Consider the following 23,133-nt stretch of genomic DNA (forward strand, 5'->3'; position numbering starts at 1 on the left):
CCTTTAGAAATAGATCTCTGCAGCGGCGATCCGACGCTCGCCTTTTGCGGTATTCAGGATCAAATGACCCTCCGCATCGATTGTAGTGAACGTGCCCGTGATCTGTTCGGATGGCAACCGGGCCGTGATCACCTCACCCAGCCGGGCCGCGTGTTTGAGCCACAGGTGGCGGATGGGATCGAACCCGAATTGCTGGAACTGTTGCTCAAGATCGGCAAAATGACTGGCCAGCCAGAACAGGAAATCTTCGGGGCTGGAGGCCTTGCCCCCTGCCCCGACGACACTGATCGGGGGGACGGCATTGTCTTCCACCTGCGATCCGTCGGGAGCCGATGCCAAGTTTACACCGATCCCTATGGACAGGTGATCCACCCCGCCGCCTTGGCCCGCGCTCTCAAGCAGGATGCCCGCAACTTTACCCCCCTTAAGCAATACGTCATTGGGCCATTTCAGCGACAGCATCTTTGGCCCCGTCAGCATGGCCAGCGCTTGATAAAGCGCGACCGCCGCCGTGAAAGACCGTAACGCCGCCTGCGCCGGATCGCCTTTTGGCTGCATCACAAGGGTGGCGGCGAAATTGCCCGGAGGCATGGACCAGGGCCTTCCGCGCCTGCCATGGGCTGCGATTTGGTTCCGCGCGAGGATCCAGGTGGGGCCGGTCAGCGTGTCGCGGCGGCGGGCGGCCTCTGCCATGGTGCTGTCGGTCTGGTCCAGCACGATCCGGTCATAGGCCGAGGGCCAGAAGGCCCGCGTTTCAGCCGCATCCCAAAGCGGGATCTCAGTTGACAAGTGCGATGGCGGCGGAGGCGGCCAGTGCCTCTACCCCGAAAAGGTTGATAATCCCAAGCACCATGACGGCGGCCGAGGCAATCAGGAACGCACCCTGAACCGGAGCCACCGCCACATCGGTGCCCCGTGCCTCTGGATCGCCAAAATACATGAAGAACACGATCCGCAAATAGTAAAATGCCCCGATGACGCTGGCGATAGCACCGGCCACAGCGAGCCAGCCCAGTCCTGCATCGACAGCTGCCAAAAGGACACCGTATTTGCCAAAGAAACCCAGCAGCGGCGGCACCCCGGCCAAGCTGAAGAACAGAACCAGCATCGCCAGCGCCTTAGCCGGTTCGCGCGCGCTGAGCATGTTGAGCCCGCCAATGTCGGTGATGTGGCGCCCGTCTTGTTCCATCGTCAAGATAAACGCGAATGTGCCGACGTTCATGGTCACGTAGATCGCCATGTAGATCAGCATCGCCTCCACACCCTGGGCCGTGCCTGCCGAAAGGCCCACCAAGGCAAAACCCATATGCGCGATGGAGGAATAGGCCATCAGCCGTTTGATATCGCGCTGCCCGATGGCGGCGATAGCGCCAAGGAACATCGAGATCACGGCGAGGAAGGCCAAGATCTGTTGCCAGTCTCCGACAACGCCACCGAATGCATCATGGACCACCCGGGCGAACAGAGCCATGGCGGCGACCTTGGGCGCAGTGGCAAAGAACGCAGTGACCGGTGTGGGCGAGCCTTCATAAACGTCCGGCGTCCACATGTGAAACGGCGCGGCAGAGACCTTGAACGCCAAACCAGCAGTCAGGAAAACAAGGCCAAAGAGCAGACCGACCGAGATATTGCCATCCGTCGCGACCGAGATGATGCCCGCGAAACTGGTTGTCCCGGCAAAGCCATAGGTCAGCGACGCGCCGTAAAGCAGCAAGCCCGAACTGAGCGCGCCGAGGACGAAGTATTTCAACCCTGCTTCGGTCGATTTCACACTGTCCCGGCGCAGGGAGGCCACGACATAAAGGGCAAGCGATTGCAGTTCCAATCCCATGTAAAGCATCATCAGGTCGCCAGCAGAGACCATGATCATCATGCCGACCACCGCAAGGGCGATCAGAACCGGGTATTCAAACCGCAACAGATCGCGTTTGACCATGTAGTCCTTGCTCATCACAAGGATTGCCGCCGCCGATAGCAGGATCGTCACCTTGGCAAAGCGGGCAAAGGCATCATCGACGAACATGCCCCCAAAGGCAGTGCGGGTGACATTGCCCGACAGGGCCACCCACAGGGCCAGCGCCACGAACACCGCCGCCGTGCCCCAAACGAGCAACGGCGCGACCTCGTCCTTGGTTGTGTAGACGGCAAAGATCAGCGCCGCCATGGCACAGAGCGACAGAAAGATCTCGGGCAGCAGGATGGTCAGATCGGCACCCATATCATTGGCCTCCGTCAGCGATTTGCGTGGTGGCGCGGTATTCGGCCAGGGCCGTCTCGCGGGTATCGATCAGATTGCCGACCGAGGGGCCGATGACATCCGTCACCAGCGCGGGATAGACGCCCAGCAGCAAGGTCATGGCGACCAACGGAGCAAAGATCCATTTCTCGCGCCGCGTCATGTCGGTGATCGATTTCAGGCTCTCCTTGATCAGATCGCCCATGACGACCCGGCGGTAAAGCCACAGGGCATAGGCGGCGGACAGGATAACGCCGCTCGTTGCGACCACGGCGACCCAGGTATTGACCTGGAAGACCCCCATCAGGGTCAGGAATTCACCGACAAAGCCCGATGTCCCAGGCAGGCCCACATTGGCCATGGTGAACAGCATGAAGATCAGCGCATAGGCGGGCATGCGGTTCACGAGGCCACCATAGGCCGAAATCTCCCGCGTGTGCATTCGGTCGTAAATGACACCAACGCACAGAAACAACGCACCCGAGATAAAGCCATGGCTGAGCATCTGGAAGATCGCGCCGTCGATCCCCTGCTGATTGGCGGCAAAGATCCCCATCGTCACGTATCCCATATGGGCGACGGAAGAATAGGCGATGAGTTTCTTCATATCCTCCTGCGCCAAGGCCACGAGGGAGGTGTAGACAATCGCGATGGCCGACATCCACAGAACCAGGGGGGCCAGCAGCTCGGAGGCAACCGGGAACATCGGGAGGCTGAACCGGATCAACCCGTACCCGCCCAGCTTCAATAGGATCGCCGCCAGAACGACAGAGCCCGCCGTGGGCGCCTGCACATGGGCATCCGGCAGCCAGGTATGGACCGGCCACATGGGCATCTTGACCGCGAAACTGGCGAAGAAGGCGAGCCAAAGCAGCGTTTGCAAACCTCCCACCACCTCGAACCCCAATAGCGGGAATGTGGCGGAAGAGAAATCATGGCTCAGCAGCGCCTGTATGTCGGTTGTCCCCGCCTCGACATACATGGCGATCATCGCCACCAGCATCAGGACCGAACCGAGGAAGGTGTAGAGGAAGAACTTGAACGAGGCATAGACGCGGTTCGCCCCGCCCCAAATGCCGATGATCAGGAACATCGGGATCAGGCCCGCCTCAAAGAACAGGTAGAACAGGACCAGATCCAGCGCCATGAACACGCCCAGCATCAGCGTTTCCAGGATCAGGAAGGCGGTGATGTATTCCTTCACGCGGGTCTTCACGTCCCATGATGCGGCAATGACCAGCGGCATCATGAAGGTCGTCAGCATCACGAAGAGAACACTGATCCCATCGACGCCCATCTTGTATTTCAGGCCGAACAGCCAGTCCCGTTCTTCGACGAATTGGAAATCCGTGTTGGACGGGTCGAACTGAAAGATCAGAAAGAGAGAGACAAAGAAGGTCGCCCCCGTAGCCCAAAGCCCGATGCGCTTGGCATTCAGTTGGGCGGCCTCGTCATTGCCGCGCAGGAAACCGGCAAGGATCAGCGCCGCGATCAGCGGGATGAACGTGATGATCGATAGGAGGTTATCCATTAGCCCGCTCCTCCGACCATGACCCAGGTGACCAGGATCACGATCCCTAGGATCATCGCCCCCGCATAGTGGAACAGATATCCCGATTGGGCGCGCCCGGCGAGCCGGGTGAAGAACGGGATGATCCCCATCGCCAGCCCGTTGATGCCACCGTCAATCACGTTGCCATCCCCACGCTTCCACAGGAAATTGCCAAGGGCCTTGGCCGGTTTGACGAAGACCGCGTCGTAGATCTCGTCAAAATACCACTTGTTCAGCAGGAATTCATAAAGCGGGCGCTGGTTCTCTGCCAGTTTGGCGGGCAGGTCTGGACGGCGAATATACATAATATAGGCCAGGATCAGACCGGTTAGCATCGCGATGAAGGGTGAGGCTTTGACCAGCGCGGATACCGCATGGGCATCGTCCAGAATGGTGTTGTCCTCACCAATGTAGATCGCACCTTCACCAGGCTTGCCGCCAAAAGCCGCGTGATGATCGTCACCGTGGCCATCCGCCGCCTTGGCCCCATCGCCATGGTCGTCACCTGCGGCCTCATCATGAGCGTCGCCATGGGCCTCTGTCGTTTCTGCCCCGCGATCGTCGCTGGCATGGACCTCTCCGGCCAGCGGGATACCATAGAAGCGGGCAACCTGATCGGTATGGCCAAAAAAGCTGCCAAACCAGATCATGCCTGCAAAAACAGCACCCAGTGCCAAAACGCCAAGGGGTGCCAGCATGGTCACCGGGCTTTCATGGGCATGTTCATGGGTGTGTTTGTTGCCGCGCGGCTCCCCAAAGAAGGTCATGAACATCAACCGCCAGCTGTAGAAACTGGTGAAGCAGGCGGCGATCACGAGGGACCAGAAGGCAAACCCGCCCGCCATCGTGCCCGAGGCAAAGGCGCTTTCGATGATTGCATCCTTGGACAGGAACCCGGCGAAACCGATATGGGTCAGCGGGATGCCGACGCCGGTGATCGCCAATGTGCCAATCATCATGGCCCAAAACGTGTAAGGCATCTTGTGTCGCAAACCACCGTAGTTCCGCATGTCCTGCTCATGGTGCATCCCGTGGATGACCGAGCCTGCGCCAAGAAACAGCATTGCCTTAAAGAATGCGTGGGTGAACAGGTGGAACATCGCTGCCGAATACATGCCCACACCAGCGGCCACAAACATGTAGCCCAGTTGCGAACAGGTCGAGTAGGCGATCACCCGTTTGATGTCATTCTGCACCAGGCCGACCGTGGCTGCAAAAAACGCCGTTGCCGCACCGATATAGACGACAAACGTGGTGGCATAGGGCGCGAATTCCATGATCGGGGACATCCGGCAGACCAGGAATACACCCGCTGTCACCATGGTCGCCGCGTGGATCAAGGCCGAAACCGGGGTCGGCCCCTCCATCGCGTCGGGCAGCCAGGTATGAAGCAGCAATTGCGCTGACTTGCCCATGGCCCCCATGAACAACAGCACGGCAATCACTTCAGCCGCGTTCCATTCGCCCCAGAGAAAACTGATCTGCGTTTCAGCCAATTCGGGGGCCGCGGCAAAGACATCGCTGAGGTTGATGGAATCCGTGAGGTAGAACAGCGCAAAGATCCCCAACAGGAAGGCGAAATCACCTACGCGGTTGACGATGAACGCCTTCATCGCGGCTGCCCCGGCACTGGCCTTGCGGATGTAAAAGCCGATCAACAGGTAGGAGGCGACGCCGACGCCTTCCCACCCAAAGAACATCTGGACCAGGTTATCGGCGGTCACGAGCATCAGCATCGTGAAGGTAAAGAAAGACAGGTAGGCGAAAAAGCGGCTCCGGTAGGTCTCCCCCTCGCGGAAATGATCGTCGTGGGCCATGTATCCAAAAGAATAAAGGTGCACGAGCGCCGAGACGGTCGTCACCACAACCAGCATGATCGCGGTCAGCCGGTCCATCCGTATGGCCCAATCGGTGCTGAGGGATCCGCTTTCGATCCAGCGCATGATCTGGATCTGTTCGGTCACACCGTCAAAGGTGAAGAACACGATCCAGCTGAGCAGCATGGACAGAAACAGCAGCCCCGTCGCCACCACCATGCCCGCCTGTTCGCCAATCAGCCGCCAGCCGAACCCGCAAATCAGCGATCCGATGAGCGGGCTGAATAGGATAATCGTTTCCATTGGCCCTTAGCCCTTCATATTGCTCACGTCTTCGACCGCGATCGTGCCCCGCGCCCGGAAGAAACAGACCAGGATGGCCAGACCAATCGCCGCCTCGGCCGCCGCGACGGTCAGAACAAACAGCGTGAACACCTGCCCCACCAGATCGCCCAGAAACGCCGAAAACGCCACCAGGTTTATGTTGACGGCCAGCAGCATCAATTCGATCGACATCAGTATGACGATCACGTTCTTGCGGTTCAGAAAGATCCCGAAGATTCCGATCACAAACAACGCCGCCGCAACGGTCAAATAATGCTCAAGTCCGATCATTCGGAACCCTTCCGGTTCTTTGACTTATCCCACCGCCAAAAGGCATAGATGACCGCCCCAATCACAAGATGGGCCAAGATATAGCCGAGCGTCGCAGACATCAGAGGCCCTGCCCCGGTTTGACGTCTTTCAGCTCCATGGCCTTCGCCGGATCGCGGTAGATTTGGGCAAGGATGTCTTGGCGTTTGATATCCGTGCGATGGCGCAGCGTCAGCACGATGGCGCCAACCATGGCCACAAGCAGGATCAAGCCCGCGATCTGAAAAAGCGGGAAATATTTGTCATAGACCAGCAGGCCCAACGCAGCGGTGTTGTGAACCTCACCCGGTGGCGGGGCAACGGCACCGCGCATGGCCATGGCGTCGTCCGCGAAGGTCCAAGTGCCAAAGACCATGCCCAACTGCATCAGCAAGACCAACCCGATGACGCTTGCAACGGGCACATATTGGGCCATCTCGGCCTTCAATTCGGCGAAATCCACGTCCAGCATCATGACCACGAACAGGAACAGCACCGCGACCGCGCCCACATAAACGATGACCAGCAGCATCGCCACGAATTCCGCGCCAAGCAGAACGAACATACCCGCCGAGGTGAAAAACGCGAGGATCAGCCACAATACTGAATGGACCGGGTTGCGGGAGACCACCACGAACAAGCCCGCCGTCACCACGACGACGGCAAAGCAGTAGAATGTGATATCGGCGGCACTCATGCGCTGCCCTCCCCTTGCTTTTCGATCTCGGTCTGGGCCAGTTCCATGGCTTTTGTCATGGCGGGCACGCCGCCAAAAGGCGCCATCTGGGCAATGACCTGCGCCACTTCTTGCGGGCTTGCCCCGGCAACCATGGCATGGCGCACCGTCAGGCGCACCTGATCCTCGGCCTGGGCGCCCAGAACCGTCAGGGCAGCCAACGTGACCAGCAGGCGGGTCTTTGCGTCCAGCCCGTCTGGGCTGAGGCCCTTACCCAGAAACGCCTCCATCAGCTCAGCGGGCATCGTCGGCATCCAGTCGGCCATGTTCGGCATGGCCGGGATCTTGCCTGGGTCAAAGGCCGGGTTCAGCGCCTTCGCCATTTCCTGCCCCTGCGCCATCATCTGGGCATAGAACTTGCTCAGGTCGTCGCTCATGCGGCGTCCTCCTCCGCCTCGAACACCTCAATCGCAGCGTTCAAGCCGTTGATCATTGAGGGAAAGCCACCATAAAGCGCCATCTGAAAAATGATTTCCGAAACCTCTTCGCGGCTGGCGCCAACCCTGCGGGCGCTCGCAATATTAACTTTGAGCTGCGGTTTGGTTTGCCCACCCAGGGCCGTCAAGGCCGCGATGGTGGCCAGCAACCGGGTTTTTTCATCAACCACCGGGCGGGCGTAGAATTGCCCATAAGCCACATCAACGACAGTGCGCGCCATGCCCGGGACAAGCGCATCGTAGCGCGCCGCAAGCGCCTCTTCCATGCCCGGGTTCACGGTCTCGGACAAAGCCTTGCCCTTGGCATATGTGTCTTCCGTGGACGTCATCGGTACGGCGCATCAAGCTCCAGATTGCGGGCGATTTCCGCTTCCCAGCGTTCGCCGTTTTCCAATAGCTTTTCCTTGTCGTAATACAATTCTTCGCGCGTTTCGGTGCTGAACTCGAAATTCGGGCCTTCAACGATGGCATCCACCGGGCATGCCTCCTGGCAGAACCCGCAATAGATGCATTTGGTCATGTCAATGTCATAGCGGGTGGTCCGCCGGCTGCCATCGTCGCGTGGTTCGGCATCGATGGTGATGGCCTGGGCGGGGCACACGGCCTCGCACAGCTTGCACGCAATGCAGCGTTCTTCCCCGTTGGGATAACGGCGCAGGGCATGCTCTCCCCGAAAACGCGGGCTCAAGGGGCCCTTTTCATGGGGGTAGTTCAGCGTGGCCTTGGGCGCAAAGAAGTAGCGAAAGCCCAGCTTGAACCCTTTGAAAAAGTCCATCAGCAAGAAGTACTTGCCAGCGCGTTGCCAATCGATCTGTGTCATTGATTACGCTCCTAAAGTGTAGCGGGCCCAGAAAGCGCCCAGCACTTCGAATTTCGCCAGGAATGCCACGATCACGACCCAAGCCAGCGACATCGGCAGGAACACTTTCCAGCCCAGGCGCATCAACTGATCATAGCGGAACCGTGGGACGATAGCCTTTACCATGGCGAACATGAAGAAGAAGACTGCCATTTTGGCGACCATCCACAGCGCGCCGTCCGGCAGGAATGGAAATGGGGAAAGCCAGCCACCAAAGAACAAAAGGGTGATCAGCGCGCACATCAGGAAGATGGCAATATATTCGCCGGCCATGAATAGCAGGAATGGCGTGGATGAATATTCGACCTGATAACCCGCCACCAATTCCGATTCCGCTTCGGGCAAATCGAAAGGCGGGCGGTTGGTTTCCGCCAAGGCGCTGATAAAGAACAGAAACACCATCGGCAGATGCGGCAGCCAGTACCAGTTCAGAAGTCCCAAATTGCCATCTTGCGCGCGCACGATATCGCCGAAGTTCAAGCTACCGGTCGAAATGATGACACCGATGATGATCAAGCCAATCGATACTTCGTAACTGATCATCTGAGCCGCGGATCGGAGGGACCCCAAGAAGGGATATTTGGAGTTCGACGCCCACCCCCCCATGATCACGCCATAGACCTCAAGCGAGGAAATGGCAAAGACATAGAGGATCGCCACATTCAGGTCAGCCAAAACCCAGGTATCGTTGAAGGGGATCACCGCCCAGGCGATGATGGCCAGCACGAAACTAGTCAGGGGGGCCAGCATGAAGACCGTCTTGTCGGCACCTGCGGGCACCACGATCTCTTTCACGATGTATTTCAGCGCGTCGGCCACGGTCTGCAGCAGACCAAAGGCACCGACCACGTTTGGCCCCCGGCGCATCTGAACCGCCGCCCAGATCTTTCGGTCGCCGTAGACGAGAAACAGCAGGCTGACCATAACAAAGCCAATGACCAACATACATTGAAGCGCCACGATGATGAAGATGCCCAGACCGGTATTCAGAAACGCTGCCATATCAGGCTCCTCAGTTCTGCATCGTATCCTGTGCCATCCCACAGGCTACCCCCAGCGCTGAAGCTGACCTGGGTCAGGCAGATATCGCTGTCGTAGCGGTGTAAATCGTATCTCGCAGACAATGACCAGCCTTCATGACGCCGCATGGGCGCGGTCGGAAACCTTTGCCCGATGGTCTGGCCTGGATCGCGCACCAAAGACCACCTATTCCGCCGCCAACGGAGCTGTAGCGCGGGCTTTGGCATTGGACGAAAGCTCCGCCATCAACTGGCTGGCCCGCGCGATGGGGTTGGTCAGGTAGAAATCGGTGATCGGCGATACGAAGGGGCCATCGCCCAACGTTCCGCCATCGGGAAGGATCAGTTCATTGACCGGAACCTCGTCGATCTTGCGCAGATGCGGGGTGATCTTGACCATCTGGTCACGCAGTTGCGCCAGGCTGTCGAATGGCAAGGTTGTCCCCAACTCGGCTGACAAGGCACGCAGGATAGCCCAGTTTTCCTTGGCCTCACCCGGCGGAAAACCAGAGCGGAGCGCCAGTTGTGGCCGCCCTTCCGTGTTGACGAACAGGCCCTGTTCTTCGGTATAGGCGGCGGCGGGCAGGATGATATCGGCCCGGTGGGCCCCGCGGTCGCCGTGGCTGCCTTGATAGATCACGGTCGGGCCTGCGGGTATGTCCATCTCATCGGCACCCAAGGCATAGATTGTCTCTGCCCCGTCCAGAGCGGCCGTGATGCCGCCATCAGTGGTGCAGCCGATATCCATGGCGCCCACGCGACTGGCCGCCGTGTGAAGGATCATGAGCTTGGATTGTGCAGCCACTGCCATCTTCATGACGGTGGCCAAGACCGCCGCGCCATCTGCACCCAGCAAAGCCCCCTGCCCCACGATCATGACACCCGGCACGCCGTGCTTGTCCGAATGGTCCATCTTGGCGAGCTTGGTCAGGGCGGCGCGATCGGCCCCCAGATTGATCACATCATAGGTCAGATCGACGGACTCGCCGATCCTAGCAACGCGTGCGCCCCGCGCCCAGGCCTTGCGGATCCGAGCATTCAGCACCGGCGCTTCGAGCCGGGGATTGGTCCCGATCATCAGGATCATCTCGGCCGCATCAATATCCTCGATCGTTGCTGTACCGACATAGCCGGAGCGGTTCCCCGAAGGCAGCATTGCGCCATCGGTCCGACACTCGACGGCACCGCCCTGCCCGCCCACCAATTGCTTCAATGCAAAGGCAGCCTCGACCGGGGCCAGATCGCCCACCAGCCCAGCAACTTTTCTGCCGATCATGGCGGCCGCTGCGGCCGATAGAGCCTCAGGCCAGGAGGCCGGACGCAATTTGCCGTTTTCGCGGATATAGGGTTTGTCCAGGCGCTGGCGACGCAGACCATCCCAAACGAAACGGGTTTTGTCGCTAATCCATTCCTCGTTCACGCCATCATGGTTGCGAGGCAGAAAGCGCATGACCTCACGCCCCTTGGTGTCCACGCGGATGTTCGAGCCGAGGGCATCCATGACGTCGATCGATTCCGTTTTGGTCAGTTCCCAAGGTCGTGCGGTGAAGGCATAAGGCTTGCTGACCAAGGCACCGACCGGACACAGATCAATGATGTTGCCTTGCAGATTGCTGTCGAGCGTTTCACCCAGATAGCTCGTGATCTCGGCATCCTCGCCCCGGCCCGTCTGACCCATCTGGGCGATGCCCGCGACCTCAGTTGTGAACCGCACGCAGCGGGTGCAACTGATGCAGCGGGTCATGTGGGTTTCGACCAATGGGCCCAGATCCAAATCCTCAGTCGCGCGTTTGGCCTCCCGGTAGCGGGAAAAATCGACACCATAGGCCATCGCCTGGTCTTGCAGGTCGCATTCGCCGCCTTGGTCGCAGATCGGGCAATCAAGCGGATGGTTGATCAGCAGAAACTCCATCACCCCTTCACGGGCTTTCTTGACCATGGGGGAGTTCGTCTTGACCTCTGGCAATTCACCATTGCGGCCCCCGCGCAGGTCACGGACCTGCATTGCGCAAGATGCGGCAGGTTTGGGCGGACCACCCACAACCTCGACAAGGCACATGCGGCAGTTGCCAGCGATACTCAGGCGTTCGTGGTAGCAGAACCGAGGGATTTCGATGCCAGCTTCTTCGCAGGCCTGGATCAGGGTCATGGCCGGGTCGACCTCGACCTCCTGTCCATCGATGACGATTTTGCGCAGGTCAGTCATGGATACGAGCCTCCCGATCAGCGGTCTTCGGGATGGGCCCGCACCGCGCGTCGACCCGTTGCTAAAATATGCAGCCCGCCGGCGCAACTGTCTGCACGGTCACGACACGGCATCGCCGGGAAACTGCGACGAAATGCACCGGGATGTTGCTCCCGCGCAGGCATTGCCTGTTTGGGGGTGGCGCGTGCGCGACGAATCCGCCCCCTTACCAGCGGCTCACCCGCACGCGCGATGCCGATGTCGCGACCTTGGCGGGCTCGTAGCCACCGGACCGCTTTTTGACAGAGTTTAACGCTGACGCAGCAAACGTCCGGCCGCCGTGCCCGCTGCAATCTCGGCCGCGCCCACCTTGCAATAGGCCTGGCCCACCCCGCCACTAGCTCCTTTGGATTTCAGGTAAGCACGCGCCTGTTGTTCCAGTCGTTTTTTTTCTGCCTTGTTGTCGACAAAGGCATCGATCTCAGCATCGGTATAGCCCTGTTTGCGCGCAGTGCCTTTCAGGCTGTTGAGATACGAGATCCCCCGCAGGGTCCGAGCAGAGATCGAATTGCATTTCTCCCCGATCTCGATGGCTATACCGACGGAAACCAGCCCATCGGTCACGACCTTGTTGTCCCGCAAAGCGGGCTTCGCCGCAGCCGAAAAGGCCAGCGTGAATGCGATGATTACGAAAACAACGGAAAACAGGTATTTCATCTGCCACATGCTCCAATAAAGTCGCCGCCTTTGGACGGTCTTGATGGTGCATGACATTGGGAAAGGTGCCCTGATATTCAATATCAGGGCACCTTTCGCGAGATTTCGTGAGGTTATCTGGGCACAGATCCACCGCAAGCGACCCGTTCCGGAAACGCATTACGGCGTGACAGACAAAAGATATGCGCCCACATCGGAGCTTGCTGCGATTTCTGCTGCTCCGGCGGCGCAGACGGCGTCAGCACCGGGGTTCTCCGCCAATCCGTGCTTGGCGACGAAGGCCGCTTGTTTATCTGCAATCAACTCCGAAAAACCGGTGATCTGCGTGTCCAGCTGATCGGGGTCGAAGCCGTCTTCCGCGAGCCGGGCCACAACAGGTTCGGTCGCCCGGGACGCAGCCACGATATCAAAAGACAGGCTGGGACAGGAGAGGGCCAGTTGTTGGGCCGTGGTGGTGGCCATGACGATATCCACAAAATAGCCCGGGGCCGGGCGCGGTTCTTGGGCCTGAACGTCACCGGCCAAGGTCAACATGCCCAATATCGCCCCTTTCAAGGCCCTCATGATGCGTTTGGCCACGGCTTGATCACGAGGATCAGCAACAGACCAGCGACTATGAGACTGTAGAGGGTCATTGGCAGCGCCATCACCAGATTGATACGTTCCAAGGGGATACTCGGTGCCATCAGGGCCGTAAATAGCGGTTGGCCCATGACCAAAAGGACCGGCAACACAGCACCGACACACCACCAGATCCCATGACCCGTGCGCCAGAACAAAGCGGCGACTGCGCCACACAGGATTATCGACGTCACCACCCCGATTCCGTAAAGAATGATCGCCTGGCCGACCAGCGTATCGTAGTTCTCCATATCGTCCCCCTACCGTCGTCGTTCGTTCAAGGGGGCAATGCCCTTAATCGCCTTGCGCAGAAAATCAAAGGTCAGAAGAATGGCCAGAAAGCCGAACACCCCCAACACGCCGTAAATCCAGGCGGGCACGATGCCATATGTAATTGCCAGATGACTGCACCAGATCGGGACACCGCATAACATGACCGTCACGGCAGCGCAGAGGAACGAAAGCAGCCCGTCCCAGATGTTCTTAACCATGGCCTACCCTTCATCCCCCGCTTTTCGGGGGTGATAGGCGGCGGCCCCAAGCCTGGCAAGAGCAGGACCAGATGGCGATATCGATATAGACTATTGTGCCAAACAACCCAAAGGGCCGTTCGATGACCCCGAAAAAGACCGTTCTTGCCTATTGGCAAACAATGGCGACCAACGATTTCACTGCGGCAAGCCAGTATTTGGCCCCCGGTTTCTGGTGCCATTGGCCGCAATCTGCTGAGCTGATCCGCGGGCGGGAGAACTTTGCCGCGCTGAATGCCAATTACCCTGCTCATGGTATCTGGCAGTTTGACGTCAAACGGATCGCAGCCGACGGTCAGGTCGTGATGACCGAAGTGGACATTACCGATGGGGTCCAGACGGCAAAGGCGTTGACGTGGCACAGGGTTGTGGACGGCAAGATCGCTCACCAGGTGGAATATTGGCCAGACCCGTATGATGCCCCGGCCAACCGATCCCAGTGGGTCGAAACTGTCGCCGATACGCCCGTATAGCTTTGCCGTAGCTAGGTCTGCATTTGCTGCCGTGGCCACCGCTTTAACGCAAGAAAAAGCCCGGTCACCGTCAGAATTGGCGGACCAGAGAACAAGACCACGCCAAAAACTGACGTGATCCAGGCCGTCTGAACCGGATGGCCAACGGCATGGGCCAGAAAGGCAATCAGAAGGAGGCAATTGGCGGCCACCAGGCTACCAAGCCCGATGGTCCAAACCTTCCCATGGCCCGTGCGACGCGCAGCAATCAACAGGGCGAGCGGCGCGAAAATACTGCACAGCAGATACCCACCAAAAATAAGCGTGTCCTGCCAGGGCATTGGTTACTCTGCGGCCATGGGGGTGGCTTTGCGTTTATGCTTGATGCGGTCCTCGATCTCATCCCGGAAATGCCGGATCAAGCCTTGGATCGGCCAGGCGGCGGCATCACCCAGGGCGCAGATCGTGTGCCCTTCGACCTGTTTGGTGACGTCAAGCAACATATCGATCTCGGCAGGATCGGCCTCGCCCGTGACCAGACGGTCCATCACGCGCATCATCCAGCCGGTCCCTTCGCGGCAGGGCGTGCACTGGCCACAGCTTTCATGCTTGTAGAACTTGGACAGCCGCCAGATCGCCTTGATGATATCGGTATCCTTGTCCATCACGATCACGGCGGCGGTTCCCAGACCGGATTGCTGCTCCCGCAACCAGTCGAAATCCATGATCGCCCCGTCGCGCATGACCGTTGCCGGCAGGCATGGCACAGAAGATCCACCCGGGATGACGGCTTTCAATTTATCCCAACCGCCGCGGACGCCACCACAATGACGATCAATCAATTCATCGAACGGGATCGACATCTCTTCCTCGACGACGCAGGGGTGGTTCACGTGGCCTGAGATCGCAAACAGCTTGGTGCCCGCATTGTTTGGGCGACCGAAGCCAGCAAACCATTCACCGCCACGTCGCAGGATGGTCGGGACGACGGCAATGGACTCAACGTTGTTTACCGTGGTCGGGCAACCGTAAAGGCCAGCACCCGCCGGAAATGGTGGCTTCATCCGGGGCATGCCCTTTTTGCCTTCGAGCGATTCCAGCAGCGCAGTTTCTTCGCCACAAATGTAAGCGCCCGCCCCGTGATGCAGGTACAAATCAAAATCCCACCCCGACCCGGCGGCATTGGCCCCTAAAAGGCCAGCATCATAGGCTTCATCAATCGCGGCCTGAAGCGCCTCCCGCTCGCGGATATATTCGCCGCGGATGTAAATATAGCAAGTATGGGCATTCATGGCGAAGCTGGCGATCAGGCAACCTTCGATCAGCGTATGCGGATCATGGCGCATGATCTCCCGGTCCTTGCAGGTGCCGGGCTCCGATTCGTCGGCATTAACGACCAGATAGGCCGGGCGCCCGTCGCTCTCCTTGGGCATGAAAGACCATTTCAAACCGGTCGGAAACCCCGCGCCGCCGCGCCCGCGCAGACCGCTTGCCTTCATCTCGTCCACGATCCAATCGCGGCCTTTGGCGATCAAACCGGCTGTACCATCCCAATGGCCCCGCTTTTTGGCGCCATCCAGCGTGCGGTCATGCATGCCGTAAATGTTGGTAAAGATCCGGTCTTTGTCCTGCAGCATGGCCGTGGGTGTCCTTATCTCAGTCGCGGCGTTCCCGCCAAATTCTCAGAGCCACAATAAACGCCCAGACGAAGGCACCCAATGCGGCAAAGTCGAACAGGAAGGCGTATTTTGCCGGTAATCCCAGTTGTCCGCCCAACCAGTTCCCTGCCAACCACAGAAGGAAGGCCACCGCAATCACGATGGCCACCAACCTGCCCTGGCGCGCCAGGGCTTGATCGCGTTCGGGCGTCACGGGCATTGCAGGTCAGTAGACCCCGCCTTTTTCAACCTTGGATGAAAACGCGGTTTCCCCACCTGCTGCCAGTATCTTTGCTTGATCGACCCATTCATCGCGAGAGACGCGACCTTTGAACCCTTCCAGATTCTCGTCAACCCAGGCCACTTCCGCGTCGTTCCAACCCGCGATCTGGTCAAAGTGGTAAAAACCCAGGGAATTGCACAGCTGTTCCAGTTTGGGCCCGACACCCTTGATTTGCTTGAGGTCATCGGCATTGCCATCCCGCGGGGCCTCCAACGCCTCGGGGCGTGTCCCGATATCGCCGCTATCCGATACAGGCGCTTCTTTAGCGGGGGCCACTTCGGCTGGGGCCGGATCGGACGCTGGGGTCGAATTGGCTTCGTATTTCCACTCGCCCTTACGCTCACCCAGTTCTGCCTCCCCCGCCAAAGCTGAGGATGGTTTGACCGACGGATCAGACACAGTTGTCGCTGGCGCGGTGGCGGGCGCCGATGCGTCCGGTGCAGACTCCGCGACAGGGGCAGCGCTTGGTGCAGATGATGCAGGTCCGCCCGTGTCGCGCGCTACGTTTATGCCGTCAGAGCCGGATGCGCCAGGGGACAGATCACGCGGACCGGTCGGACCGGGCAGCGGCTTGCGCCATCCCAGCCACAGAACCAAACCTGCAACCGCCGCCACACACCCACCGCCGAAAACTGCACCTACCAGTTCGTAATCCCACATGACCCAAAGCATCGTGCCGCCCACGATCCCAAACAGGGCCGCAACAGCAATCACGCCTTCGCCTATCGGTGCACTATGTCTGTCCATCTGATTCTCACTCCCAGTTGCGACAAATCGCCCATTTCTCAGGCCCTATTTAGCGCGTTGTGAGAACTCTGTCTCCTCCCCCGTGGCCAAAATGGTGGCTTGGCTCACCCAGTCGTCCCGGCTCACCCGCCCCCTAAAGCCTTCCAGGTTCTCATCAACCCACGCGACCTCTCCCTCAGACCATGCTGCAATCTGATCAAAATGGAAGAAGCCCAACGTGTTGAGAAGCTTTTCAAGCTTTGGCCCAACGCCCTTAATTTTCTTCAAATCATCGGCGGATCCATCGCGCGGGCCATCCAAGGCAGCAGGTTTCGTGCCGCTTGTGGCCGCCTCCAACGTTTCTTCGGGCGGCTTCGGCGTTACCTCTTTTTTCTTCGGTGCATTGGCCTTGGCCGCGTCAGTGGTCTTGGAGGCAGGCTCCGGCGCATCTTTGCCGACGTCGGAGGCGGACGGCCCCGGCTCCATCGTTGCAGGGCGCCACGGCGCCAGGATCGGCGTTTCCGTACCGTCGATGCGCTTGACCGTGTCCCCCAGATCAGCCGCCAAAGCAGCGCTGGCATTGCCCGCCGCCCGACCTTCGACATAATCAGCAAGGCTGGTCACGCCGCCGAACGGTTCAGCAGCATAACGGCCATTCTGGGGCCCGGGTGTCGGCACCTCACCGGCGCGCAGGGCATCTATAATTTCCCCGAACCGGGCTGTCGTCAGATCTTCGTAATAATCCTTGCCGATCTGCGCCATGGGCGCATTCGCACAAGCCCCCAGACACTCGACCTCTTCCCAGCTCAGCTTGCCATCTTCACTGATCTGGTGAGCCTTCGTCGCGATCTTGTCCTTGCAGACGGCAATCAGATCCTCCGCCCCGCAAATCATGCAGGAGGTCGTGCCGCATACCTGAATATGCGCAACAGAACCAACAGGTTGCAGCTGAAACATGAAGTAGAATGTGGCAACCTCCAGCGCGCGGATATAGGCGAGGTCCAGCATTTCCGCCACGTGCTCAATCGCCGGGCGGCTCAGCCAGCCTTCCTGCTCCTGCGCCCGCCACAGCAACGGAATGATCGCACTTGCCTGACGACCTTCGGGATATTTGGTCATCTGCGCCTCGGCCCAAGCCTTGTTTTCGGGGGTAAAGGCAAAACCTTCGGGCTGTTCTTGATGCAATCGGCGGAGCATGGGCGGCCTCTTCTCAGTTTACGTTCGCGCAGACAGATCCGATTTCAGCCAGGTCAGACCCGTTTCGGAAATCGGCAAACTCAAAAAATTCCTCATAGTTTGTGCGACAGATGTAAAGCGTCTTTGCCTGATCGGACTGGGGTGCGACGATGATCACCGTCGGATATCCTCCTTGGTCAAAGACCGACACGACCTCTCCGCCGCGGTTCAGCAGGCTTGCCACCGTTTCGCGAGCCATCGCAGCCCCCGAGACGGCGGCCAGAACAAATGTCAGCGCAAGCAGGCGGATCAACTGCATGGCCCGGTCACCAGCTTGATGCCACCGGGGACGTCAACGAATTCATCGGCCATGGCCATCGTTCCTGCAACGATCCCCATGCGCCGCTCATCAACGCCGACCTCTTCCATGACACGCACCCGTAACTCCTCGGTATTGACCGTACACCCGACCGTTGCCATCGCGGTACGCAGCCGGGTCTTCTCATCCTCAGTTACATCCTCGGCGACCAACGGTGTCGCTGCCATGACAGCCATCACGGTAAGGGGTCGGATCATCGGGAACACTCCTTCGTCATCAAAATCAATTGGTTCTGGGCAGGGTCGATCATCGCCTGTCCCGCCATCAAAAGGTCCGTTACCAGATCGCGGGTCTCGGTCTTGGTAAATCCGTATTTCGGCAGTTCCTGATCGGCAACAATGTCGGTCATTTTGCATCCCGCCTTTATGATCACGGCGACAAACAATTCCATCCTTGGGTCATGATTAGGATGCGAGGCCACCTGACCAGCCCCAACAGCCACCGCTCCGATAATGATCCAGCCCCGCAAGTCGGGCCAAGGACCGACCGTGATAGCACCCAATCCTGATTTCGGCGGAAAAATCACGGACTATCCCGCAATATCGGGGCGCGGCAGGTCGCGTATCGTCCCCAAAATACCGAATGCCTCAACAAGGGCAAGCAGCAGCACAACGACCCCAAAGACCAGCACGCTTAAAATCGCTGCGACCGGGTAGGCAATCATCGGGTTTCGGATGAAACGCCCCGTCGTGACCGAAACCGATGAAACGGCCAGCCATAACAGTGCAAAAAGCAGATATTTCAACACAGCCATACAGCGGCAGTTCAGCGGTCGATCTCGCCGAACACCACGTCCATGGTGCCGATGATGGCACTGACATCGGCCAACTGATGGCCCTTGGCGATGAAATCCATCGCCTGCAGGTGCAGATAACCCGGCGCACGCAGCTTGGCGCGATAGGGTTTGTTCGTGCCATCAGCGACCAGATACACGCCAAACTCACCTTTCGGGGCTTCCACCGCGGCGTAGATCTCGCCCGCTGGCACATGGAAACCTTCGGTGTAAAGCTTGAAGTGGTGGATCAACGCCTCCATTGAGGTTTTCATCTCCCCCCGTGTCGGCGGTGTCATTTTGCCCCGCGCCATCACATCGCCGGGTTCGTTGCGCAGCTTTTCACAAGCCTGGCGGATGATCTTCAGGCTTTCGCGCATCTCGGCCATCCGGCACAGGTACCGGTCATAGCAATCGCCGTTTTTGCCCACGGGGATCTGGAAATCGAACTCGTCATAACATTCATAGGGTTGCGCCCGACGCAGATCCCAGGCCAATCCGGATCCGCGGACCATGACGCCGCTGAACCCCCAATCCTGAATGTCCTGCTCCGTGATGATCCCGATATCGGCGTTGCGCTGCTTGAAAATCCGGTTTTCGGTTAACAAGCCGTCGATATCATCCAGCACCGACGGAAACTCGTCGGCCCAATGGTCAATATCCTCGATCAAGTCGGCAGGCAGATCCTGATGAACGCCGCCGGGCCGGAAATAGGCCGCATGCAGACGCGCGCCGCAGGCTCGCTCATAAAACACCATCAGCTTTTCACGCTCTTCAAAACCCCACAGCGGTGGGGTCAGCGCGCCCACATCCATCGCTTGCGTGGTAACATTTAGGATATGGCTCAAGATCCGCCCGATTTCGGAATACAAAACCCGGATCAATGAGGCGCGGCGCGGCACCTCTGTCCCGGTCAGCCTTTCGATGGCCAAGCACCAGGCATGTTCCTGATTCATCGGCGCCACGTAATCCAGCCGGTCCAGATAGGGCAGGTTCTGCAGGTAGGTCCGGCTCTCCATCAGCTTTTCCGTGCCGCGGTGCAGCAAGCCAATATGGGGGTCGCAGCGCTCCACGATCTCCCCGTCCAACTCAAGCACAAGCCGCAAAACACCATGTGCCGCAGGGTGTTGCGGACCAAAGTTGATGTTGAAATTTCGGATCTTCTGTTCACCCGTCAGGGCGTCGTCGAATTTGCTGCCGTCCATCATGGTCTACTCCACCAAGTTCGGGTCGCTTTGTCTCAAAAGCTTTTGTCCAGTATCGAAAGAGGTTCGCCACGCCTCGGGCACATGTTCTTGGAACCGTTCAAACATGTATTCGTAGGTCGGTGTCAATGCGGCATAGGCGGCACGCATCATCGCCTCTGTCCCCACCGTTTCTGCGATACCGCTGACATGTTTCCGGGTCCCGAACGCCGCCTCGATGCGATCAATACCAATATGCGCCGCGATCTTGGCCATGCTTTCTTCGTTGAACAGGTTCTCATAGAATAAATAGAGGATTTGATCGGCGGGAACAGCGCGTTCGAGTGCGCGAATTGTCCGGTCATATCGGCTGCGCAGGATATCTGCGCTGACCTCCGGCTCATCGATCGCTTGCGCCAGCAACTGCTCAGCGGCGGCTGCACCCCCCAACCGTTCGCCGACAGAATGGTGCGAGCGTTGCTTGACCCCAGAGACGAGCCGCTCAACAGGATCCCGCATGATGAACAGAAACCGTGTATTGGGATGGAGCGCTGCCATTTCTGCAAATGTCCGGCCGGACACGCGCGTATAGGCAGGCGTAATGTCCGCAACAACCGGTTGGCCCTTCCGCCCGATCACAAGGGATTTCGCGTAGTAGCTGTGATCAAGCGGCCCAGATAGCAGGGCGCTCCAGCGGGTCATCATCAGGTGGATCGCACGACCGAAATGCCGCGACAGCTGCTGCAATCGTATGTGACGCCGCCGCAGGATCCTGGTCGCCGGTCCCAGGGGCAACCCATAGAGGGCAACATAGGGGGACCGGACACTGTTCCAGTAATGATGCTCTTTGACAGCAAAATGCACCTTGCCCGTGTTCAGAAGCTGCTGTTGAAGCCAGGTTGTCCCGCAGCGTTGGCCGCCGATGCCAATCAACAAGCAATCAACATCCTGCAGATGTTGACGCGCTACGGGATCGGCTGGAACGTCAGCCATCAACTCGTTTGACTGAAACAAACCCTGGTCAAGCTCCTTCGGGGTCATGGCGTCTCCTTTTCGCCTGCTCACCCACCGGTTGACTGAAACTGATCAGGTGTCGATACCAGGGATCTTCAACTCATCCCTAAACGCCATCACGTATAGCAGCAAGATCACGCCAAATGGAATGACCGCGATAAGCGACGCTGGAGCAGGAAGGCGGTATCGCGGCAACAGGACCCATAAAGGGAAAACAGTGATCGCCGATATGACAAGCCACCATAGGACGGCCATCAGCCTTTTGCCTCGGCCTTATCATCACCGGGCAAGATATATTCCGCACCTTCCCATGGGCTCATGAAGTCAAACTGGCGATATTCCTGAACCAGGCTGACCGGTTCATAAACCACCCGCTTTTCGACCTCGTCATACCGCACTTCGGTATAGCCGGTGGTGGGGAAATCCTTGCGCAACGGATAGCCGCGAAACCCGTAATCCGTGAGGATCCGCCGCAAATCCGGGTGCCCCTTGAACAGTAACCCGAACATGTCAAAGACTTCGCGTTCGAACCAATTGGCCGAGGGATGAACCTCGATGATCGAGGGAACCATATCCTCTTCGCGCACGGCCGCCCGCAGCCGGATGCGATGGTTCTGATACATCGACAGGAAATGGTAAACGACATCGAACCGTTTGTCCCGCTGGGGATAATCGACCGCCGTGATATCCACCAATGTGGAAAAGCGGCAGGCCGTATCCGTCTTCAGGAACTCACATAGACCGGGCAAGGAGGACGGGGCCACATCCACCGTCAATTCGCCATTCTCCACGGCCCATGAAATGACGCAATCGGGGCGCTTGCCCTCTATATGCGTGCCAAGTTCGTTCAATGCGTCCGTCAAGGTTTAGGTTCCAGCACTTTCATCAAAGTTTTCGACCACATTCACGACCAGCCGCGCATCCTTGGCGCCTTTCAGTGCCGCTGCCGGAAAATCGTAGGTGTGGAACCGGCCTTCCGAAGAAAACCAGCAGCATTTCCGGCTCGCTCCGTCAGAGGCGACGACCGTCATGGACGGCCCCCCGCTTCGCAACGATACCAGATCACCCAAAGCCACTTTGTCAGCATTCATCGCACAATCGTCCCCGTTCTGCGGATCTTGCGTTGCAGTTGCAAAATCCCGTAAAGCAGCGCCTCAGCCGTCGGCGGGCAGCCGGGCACATACACATCCACCGGTACAATCCGGTCACAGCCTCGCACCACCGAGTAGCTGTAATGATAATATCCCCCGCCATTGGCGCAGGACCCCATGGATATGACATAGCGCGGCTCGGGCATCTGGTCATAGACCTTTCTGAGCGCGGGGGCCATTTTGTTTGTTAGCGTTCCAGCAACAATCATCAGATCCGACTGGCGGGGCGAGGCGCGCGGCGCCGTCCCAAACCGTTCCAGATCATAGCGCGGCATCGAGGTGTGCATCATCTCGACGGCACAACAGGCCAGACCAAAAGTCATCCAATGCAGGCTGCCCGTGCGCGCCCAGTTGATGATGTCCTCGGTCGAGGTGACCAGGAACCCCTTGTCCTGCAACTCGCTGTTCAGCTGTCGGGTGGCGACCTCGCGGTCACCGCCAGCGGTCGCGGCTACTCCCATTCCAGTGCTCCCTTTTTCCATTCATAGGCGAAACCAATGGTCAAAATGGCCAGGAAAACCATCATTGACCAGAACGCCGCCATCGACATGTCCCCAAAAACGACCGCCCAGGGGAACAGGAACGCCACTTCCAAATCGAAAATGATGAACAGGATCGACACCAGGTAGAACCGCACATCGAACTTCATCCGTGCATCGTCAAACGCGTTAAACCCGCATTCATAGGCGCTGACCTTTTCTGGGTCGGGGTTGCGCACGGCGACGACAGCAGCAGCGAGGATCAAGACCAAGCCCAACCCGATGGCGAGCCCTAAAAATACGAGGATGGGCAGATAATCTTGAAGCAGCGTGTCCACGTCCGGCTCCTTTCATTGGCTGCTCTCGGGTCTAGCCCCCACCGCCAGCCCCGTCAACGCGCCCCGGTCCACCATTTGTCGCAGGTTTCATCCGGATAATCGTATGCGTAACTCCGCAACCAGATCCCGGGCCTTGGCAACCTGACGCGCCGACCGCCTGACCATACGGAGAGCACAGC

Annotated in this window: 31 protein-coding genes; 1 reads left to right on the forward strand and 30 read right to left on the reverse strand. The window is 58.8% G+C overall.

Features of this window, described 5'->3' with window-relative positions; translation table 11 throughout:
* Positions 1-3: 3 nt before the first annotated feature.
* The 15 genes from IU397_RS09095 to IU397_RS09165 form a co-directional block, all read right to left on the reverse strand.
* A complete protein-coding gene (locus tag IU397_RS09095) occupies positions 4-789 on the reverse strand; it encodes a biotin--[acetyl-CoA-carboxylase] ligase (protein ID WP_255569784.1) in 786 nt (261 codons plus the stop codon).
* Positions 779-2,218, reverse strand: coding sequence for an NADH-quinone oxidoreductase subunit NuoN (gene nuoN, locus IU397_RS09100; RefSeq protein WP_204412574.1), 1,440 nt, complete (start codon positions 2,216-2,218; stop codon positions 779-781). Before nuoN ends, IU397_RS09095 begins: the two co-directional genes overlap by 11 nt.
* A 1-nt stretch (position 2,219) precedes the next feature.
* Entirely contained in the window at positions 2,220-3,767 is a 1,548-nt protein-coding gene (locus tag IU397_RS09105) for an NADH-quinone oxidoreductase subunit M (protein WP_204412575.1), read from the reverse strand.
* Complete coding sequence (gene nuoL / locus IU397_RS09110) at positions 3,767-5,908, reverse strand: NADH-quinone oxidoreductase subunit L (RefSeq protein WP_204412578.1); 2,142 nt, start codon at positions 5,906-5,908, stop codon at positions 3,767-3,769. The genes IU397_RS09105 and nuoL overlap by 1 nt, the downstream gene beginning before the upstream one ends.
* 6 nt (positions 5,909-5,914) lie before the next feature.
* Positions 5,915-6,220 (reverse strand): NADH-quinone oxidoreductase subunit NuoK, encoded by a 306-nt coding sequence (gene nuoK / locus IU397_RS09115; RefSeq protein ID WP_204412579.1) that lies wholly within the window; start codon positions 6,218-6,220, stop codon positions 5,915-5,917.
* Positions 6,221-6,320: 100 nt separating this feature from the next.
* Entirely contained in the window at positions 6,321-6,935 is a 615-nt protein-coding gene (locus IU397_RS09120) for an NADH-quinone oxidoreductase subunit J (RefSeq protein ID WP_204412580.1), read from the reverse strand.
* Positions 6,932-7,351: a carboxymuconolactone decarboxylase family protein gene (locus IU397_RS09125; protein WP_204412581.1), complete on the reverse strand. Its 420-nt coding sequence runs from the start codon at positions 7,349-7,351 to the stop codon at positions 6,932-6,934. Before IU397_RS09125 ends, IU397_RS09120 begins: the two co-directional genes overlap by 4 nt.
* Positions 7,348-7,740 (reverse strand): carboxymuconolactone decarboxylase family protein, encoded by a 393-nt coding sequence (locus IU397_RS09130; protein WP_204412583.1) that lies wholly within the window; start codon positions 7,738-7,740, stop codon positions 7,348-7,350. Before IU397_RS09130 ends, IU397_RS09125 begins: the two co-directional genes overlap by 4 nt.
* A complete protein-coding gene (gene nuoI, locus IU397_RS09135) occupies positions 7,737-8,231 on the reverse strand; it encodes an NADH-quinone oxidoreductase subunit NuoI (protein WP_204412585.1) in 495 nt (164 codons plus the stop codon). Before nuoI ends, IU397_RS09130 begins: the two co-directional genes overlap by 4 nt.
* Before the next feature lie 3 nt (positions 8,232-8,234).
* Positions 8,235-9,272 carry an NADH-quinone oxidoreductase subunit NuoH gene (nuoH, locus tag IU397_RS09140; RefSeq protein ID WP_204412587.1) on the reverse strand — a complete coding sequence of 346 codons (1,038 nt, stop codon included), beginning with the start codon at positions 9,270-9,272 and terminating at the stop codon, positions 8,235-8,237.
* Positions 9,273-9,476: 204 nt separating this feature from the next.
* Positions 9,477-11,495, reverse strand: a complete 2,019-nt coding sequence (gene nuoG, locus IU397_RS09145) for an NADH-quinone oxidoreductase subunit NuoG (RefSeq protein WP_204412589.1) — start codon at positions 11,493-11,495, stop codon at positions 9,477-9,479.
* Between the two features lie 288 nt (positions 11,496-11,783).
* On the reverse strand, positions 11,784-12,191 hold the full coding sequence (locus IU397_RS09150) for a DUF5333 domain-containing protein (protein ID WP_239479693.1): 408 nt from the start codon (positions 12,189-12,191) through the stop codon (positions 11,784-11,786).
* Positions 12,192-12,350: 159 nt separating this feature from the next.
* Positions 12,351-12,770 (reverse strand): DUF5333 family protein, encoded by a 420-nt coding sequence (locus tag IU397_RS09155; protein WP_204412591.1) that lies wholly within the window; start codon positions 12,768-12,770, stop codon positions 12,351-12,353.
* Entirely contained in the window at positions 12,752-13,063 is a 312-nt protein-coding gene (locus IU397_RS09160) for a hypothetical protein (protein ID WP_204412592.1), read from the reverse strand. The genes IU397_RS09155 and IU397_RS09160 overlap by 19 nt, the downstream gene beginning before the upstream one ends.
* Positions 13,064-13,072: 9 nt before the next feature.
* The gene (locus IU397_RS09165; RefSeq protein WP_204412593.1) at positions 13,073-13,303 is read right to left on the reverse strand and encodes a hypothetical protein; all 231 of its coding nucleotides are present in this window, start codon (positions 13,301-13,303) and stop codon (positions 13,073-13,075) included.
* 122 nt (positions 13,304-13,425) lie between these two features.
* On the opposite strand from IU397_RS09165, the gene IU397_RS09170 reads away from it, so the two are divergent.
* Complete coding sequence (locus IU397_RS09170) at positions 13,426-13,815, forward strand: nuclear transport factor 2 family protein (RefSeq protein WP_204412594.1); 390 nt, start codon at positions 13,426-13,428, stop codon at positions 13,813-13,815.
* Between the two features lie 11 nt (positions 13,816-13,826).
* On the opposite strand, the gene IU397_RS09175 is transcribed toward IU397_RS09170, so the two are convergent.
* The 15 genes from IU397_RS09175 to IU397_RS09245 form a co-directional block, all read right to left on the reverse strand.
* Positions 13,827-14,135 (reverse strand): hypothetical protein, encoded by a 309-nt coding sequence (locus IU397_RS09175; RefSeq protein WP_204412595.1) that lies wholly within the window; start codon positions 14,133-14,135, stop codon positions 13,827-13,829.
* A gap of 3 nt (positions 14,136-14,138) precedes the next feature.
* A complete protein-coding gene (gene nuoF, locus IU397_RS09180; RefSeq protein WP_204412606.1) occupies positions 14,139-15,431 on the reverse strand; it encodes an NADH-quinone oxidoreductase subunit NuoF in 1,293 nt (430 codons plus the stop codon).
* Between the two features lie 19 nt (positions 15,432-15,450).
* Positions 15,451-15,672, reverse strand: coding sequence for a DUF5337 domain-containing protein (locus IU397_RS09185; protein WP_204412608.1), 222 nt, complete (start codon positions 15,670-15,672; stop codon positions 15,451-15,453).
* Positions 15,673-15,678: 6 nt separating this feature from the next.
* On the reverse strand, positions 15,679-16,482 hold the full coding sequence (locus IU397_RS09190; RefSeq protein ID WP_204412610.1) for a hypothetical protein: 804 nt from the start codon (positions 16,480-16,482) through the stop codon (positions 15,679-15,681).
* 45 nt (positions 16,483-16,527) lie between these two features.
* Complete coding sequence (locus IU397_RS09195; protein ID WP_204412612.1) at positions 16,528-17,658, reverse strand: NADH-quinone oxidoreductase subunit E; 1,131 nt, start codon at positions 17,656-17,658, stop codon at positions 16,528-16,530.
* A gap of 13 nt (positions 17,659-17,671) precedes the next feature.
* Complete coding sequence (locus IU397_RS09200; protein ID WP_204412614.1) at positions 17,672-17,956, reverse strand: hypothetical protein; 285 nt, start codon at positions 17,954-17,956, stop codon at positions 17,672-17,674.
* A complete protein-coding gene (locus IU397_RS09205) occupies positions 17,947-18,213 on the reverse strand; it encodes a hypothetical protein (protein ID WP_204412616.1) in 267 nt (88 codons plus the stop codon). Before IU397_RS09205 ends, IU397_RS09200 begins: the two co-directional genes overlap by 10 nt.
* Positions 18,210-18,365 (reverse strand): hypothetical protein, encoded by a 156-nt coding sequence (locus IU397_RS09210; RefSeq protein WP_204412617.1) that lies wholly within the window; start codon positions 18,363-18,365, stop codon positions 18,210-18,212. The genes IU397_RS09205 and IU397_RS09210 overlap by 4 nt, the downstream gene beginning before the upstream one ends.
* A 180-nt stretch (positions 18,366-18,545) precedes the next feature.
* Positions 18,546-18,770, reverse strand: a complete 225-nt coding sequence (locus IU397_RS09215) for a hypothetical protein (protein WP_204412619.1) — start codon at positions 18,768-18,770, stop codon at positions 18,546-18,548.
* 11 nt (positions 18,771-18,781) lie between these two features.
* Complete coding sequence (locus IU397_RS09220; protein WP_204412790.1) at positions 18,782-19,993, reverse strand: NADH-quinone oxidoreductase subunit D; 1,212 nt, start codon at positions 19,991-19,993, stop codon at positions 18,782-18,784.
* A gap of 6 nt (positions 19,994-19,999) precedes the next feature.
* The gene (locus IU397_RS09225; protein ID WP_204412621.1) at positions 20,000-21,013 is read right to left on the reverse strand and encodes a sulfotransferase; all 1,014 of its coding nucleotides are present in this window, start codon (positions 21,011-21,013) and stop codon (positions 20,000-20,002) included.
* Positions 21,014-21,240: 227 nt separating this feature from the next.
* Positions 21,241-21,849, reverse strand: coding sequence for an NADH-quinone oxidoreductase subunit C (locus IU397_RS09230; protein ID WP_204412623.1), 609 nt, complete (start codon positions 21,847-21,849; stop codon positions 21,241-21,243).
* Positions 21,850-21,852: 3 nt separating this feature from the next.
* A complete protein-coding gene (locus tag IU397_RS09235) occupies positions 21,853-22,077 on the reverse strand; it encodes a DUF2158 domain-containing protein (protein WP_204412625.1) in 225 nt (74 codons plus the stop codon).
* Positions 22,074-22,598, reverse strand: coding sequence for an NADH-quinone oxidoreductase subunit B family protein (locus IU397_RS09240; protein WP_204412627.1), 525 nt, complete (start codon positions 22,596-22,598; stop codon positions 22,074-22,076). Before IU397_RS09240 ends, IU397_RS09235 begins: the two co-directional genes overlap by 4 nt.
* A complete protein-coding gene (locus tag IU397_RS09245) occupies positions 22,589-22,954 on the reverse strand; it encodes an NADH-quinone oxidoreductase subunit A (protein WP_204412629.1) in 366 nt (121 codons plus the stop codon). Before IU397_RS09245 ends, IU397_RS09240 begins: the two co-directional genes overlap by 10 nt.
* Positions 22,955-23,133 lie beyond the last annotated feature (179 nt).

Origin of the sequence: Actibacterium sp. 188UL27-1, assembly GCF_016901225.1 — a bacterium.
Lineage (GTDB): Bacteria > Pseudomonadota > Alphaproteobacteria > Rhodobacterales > Rhodobacteraceae > 188UL27-1.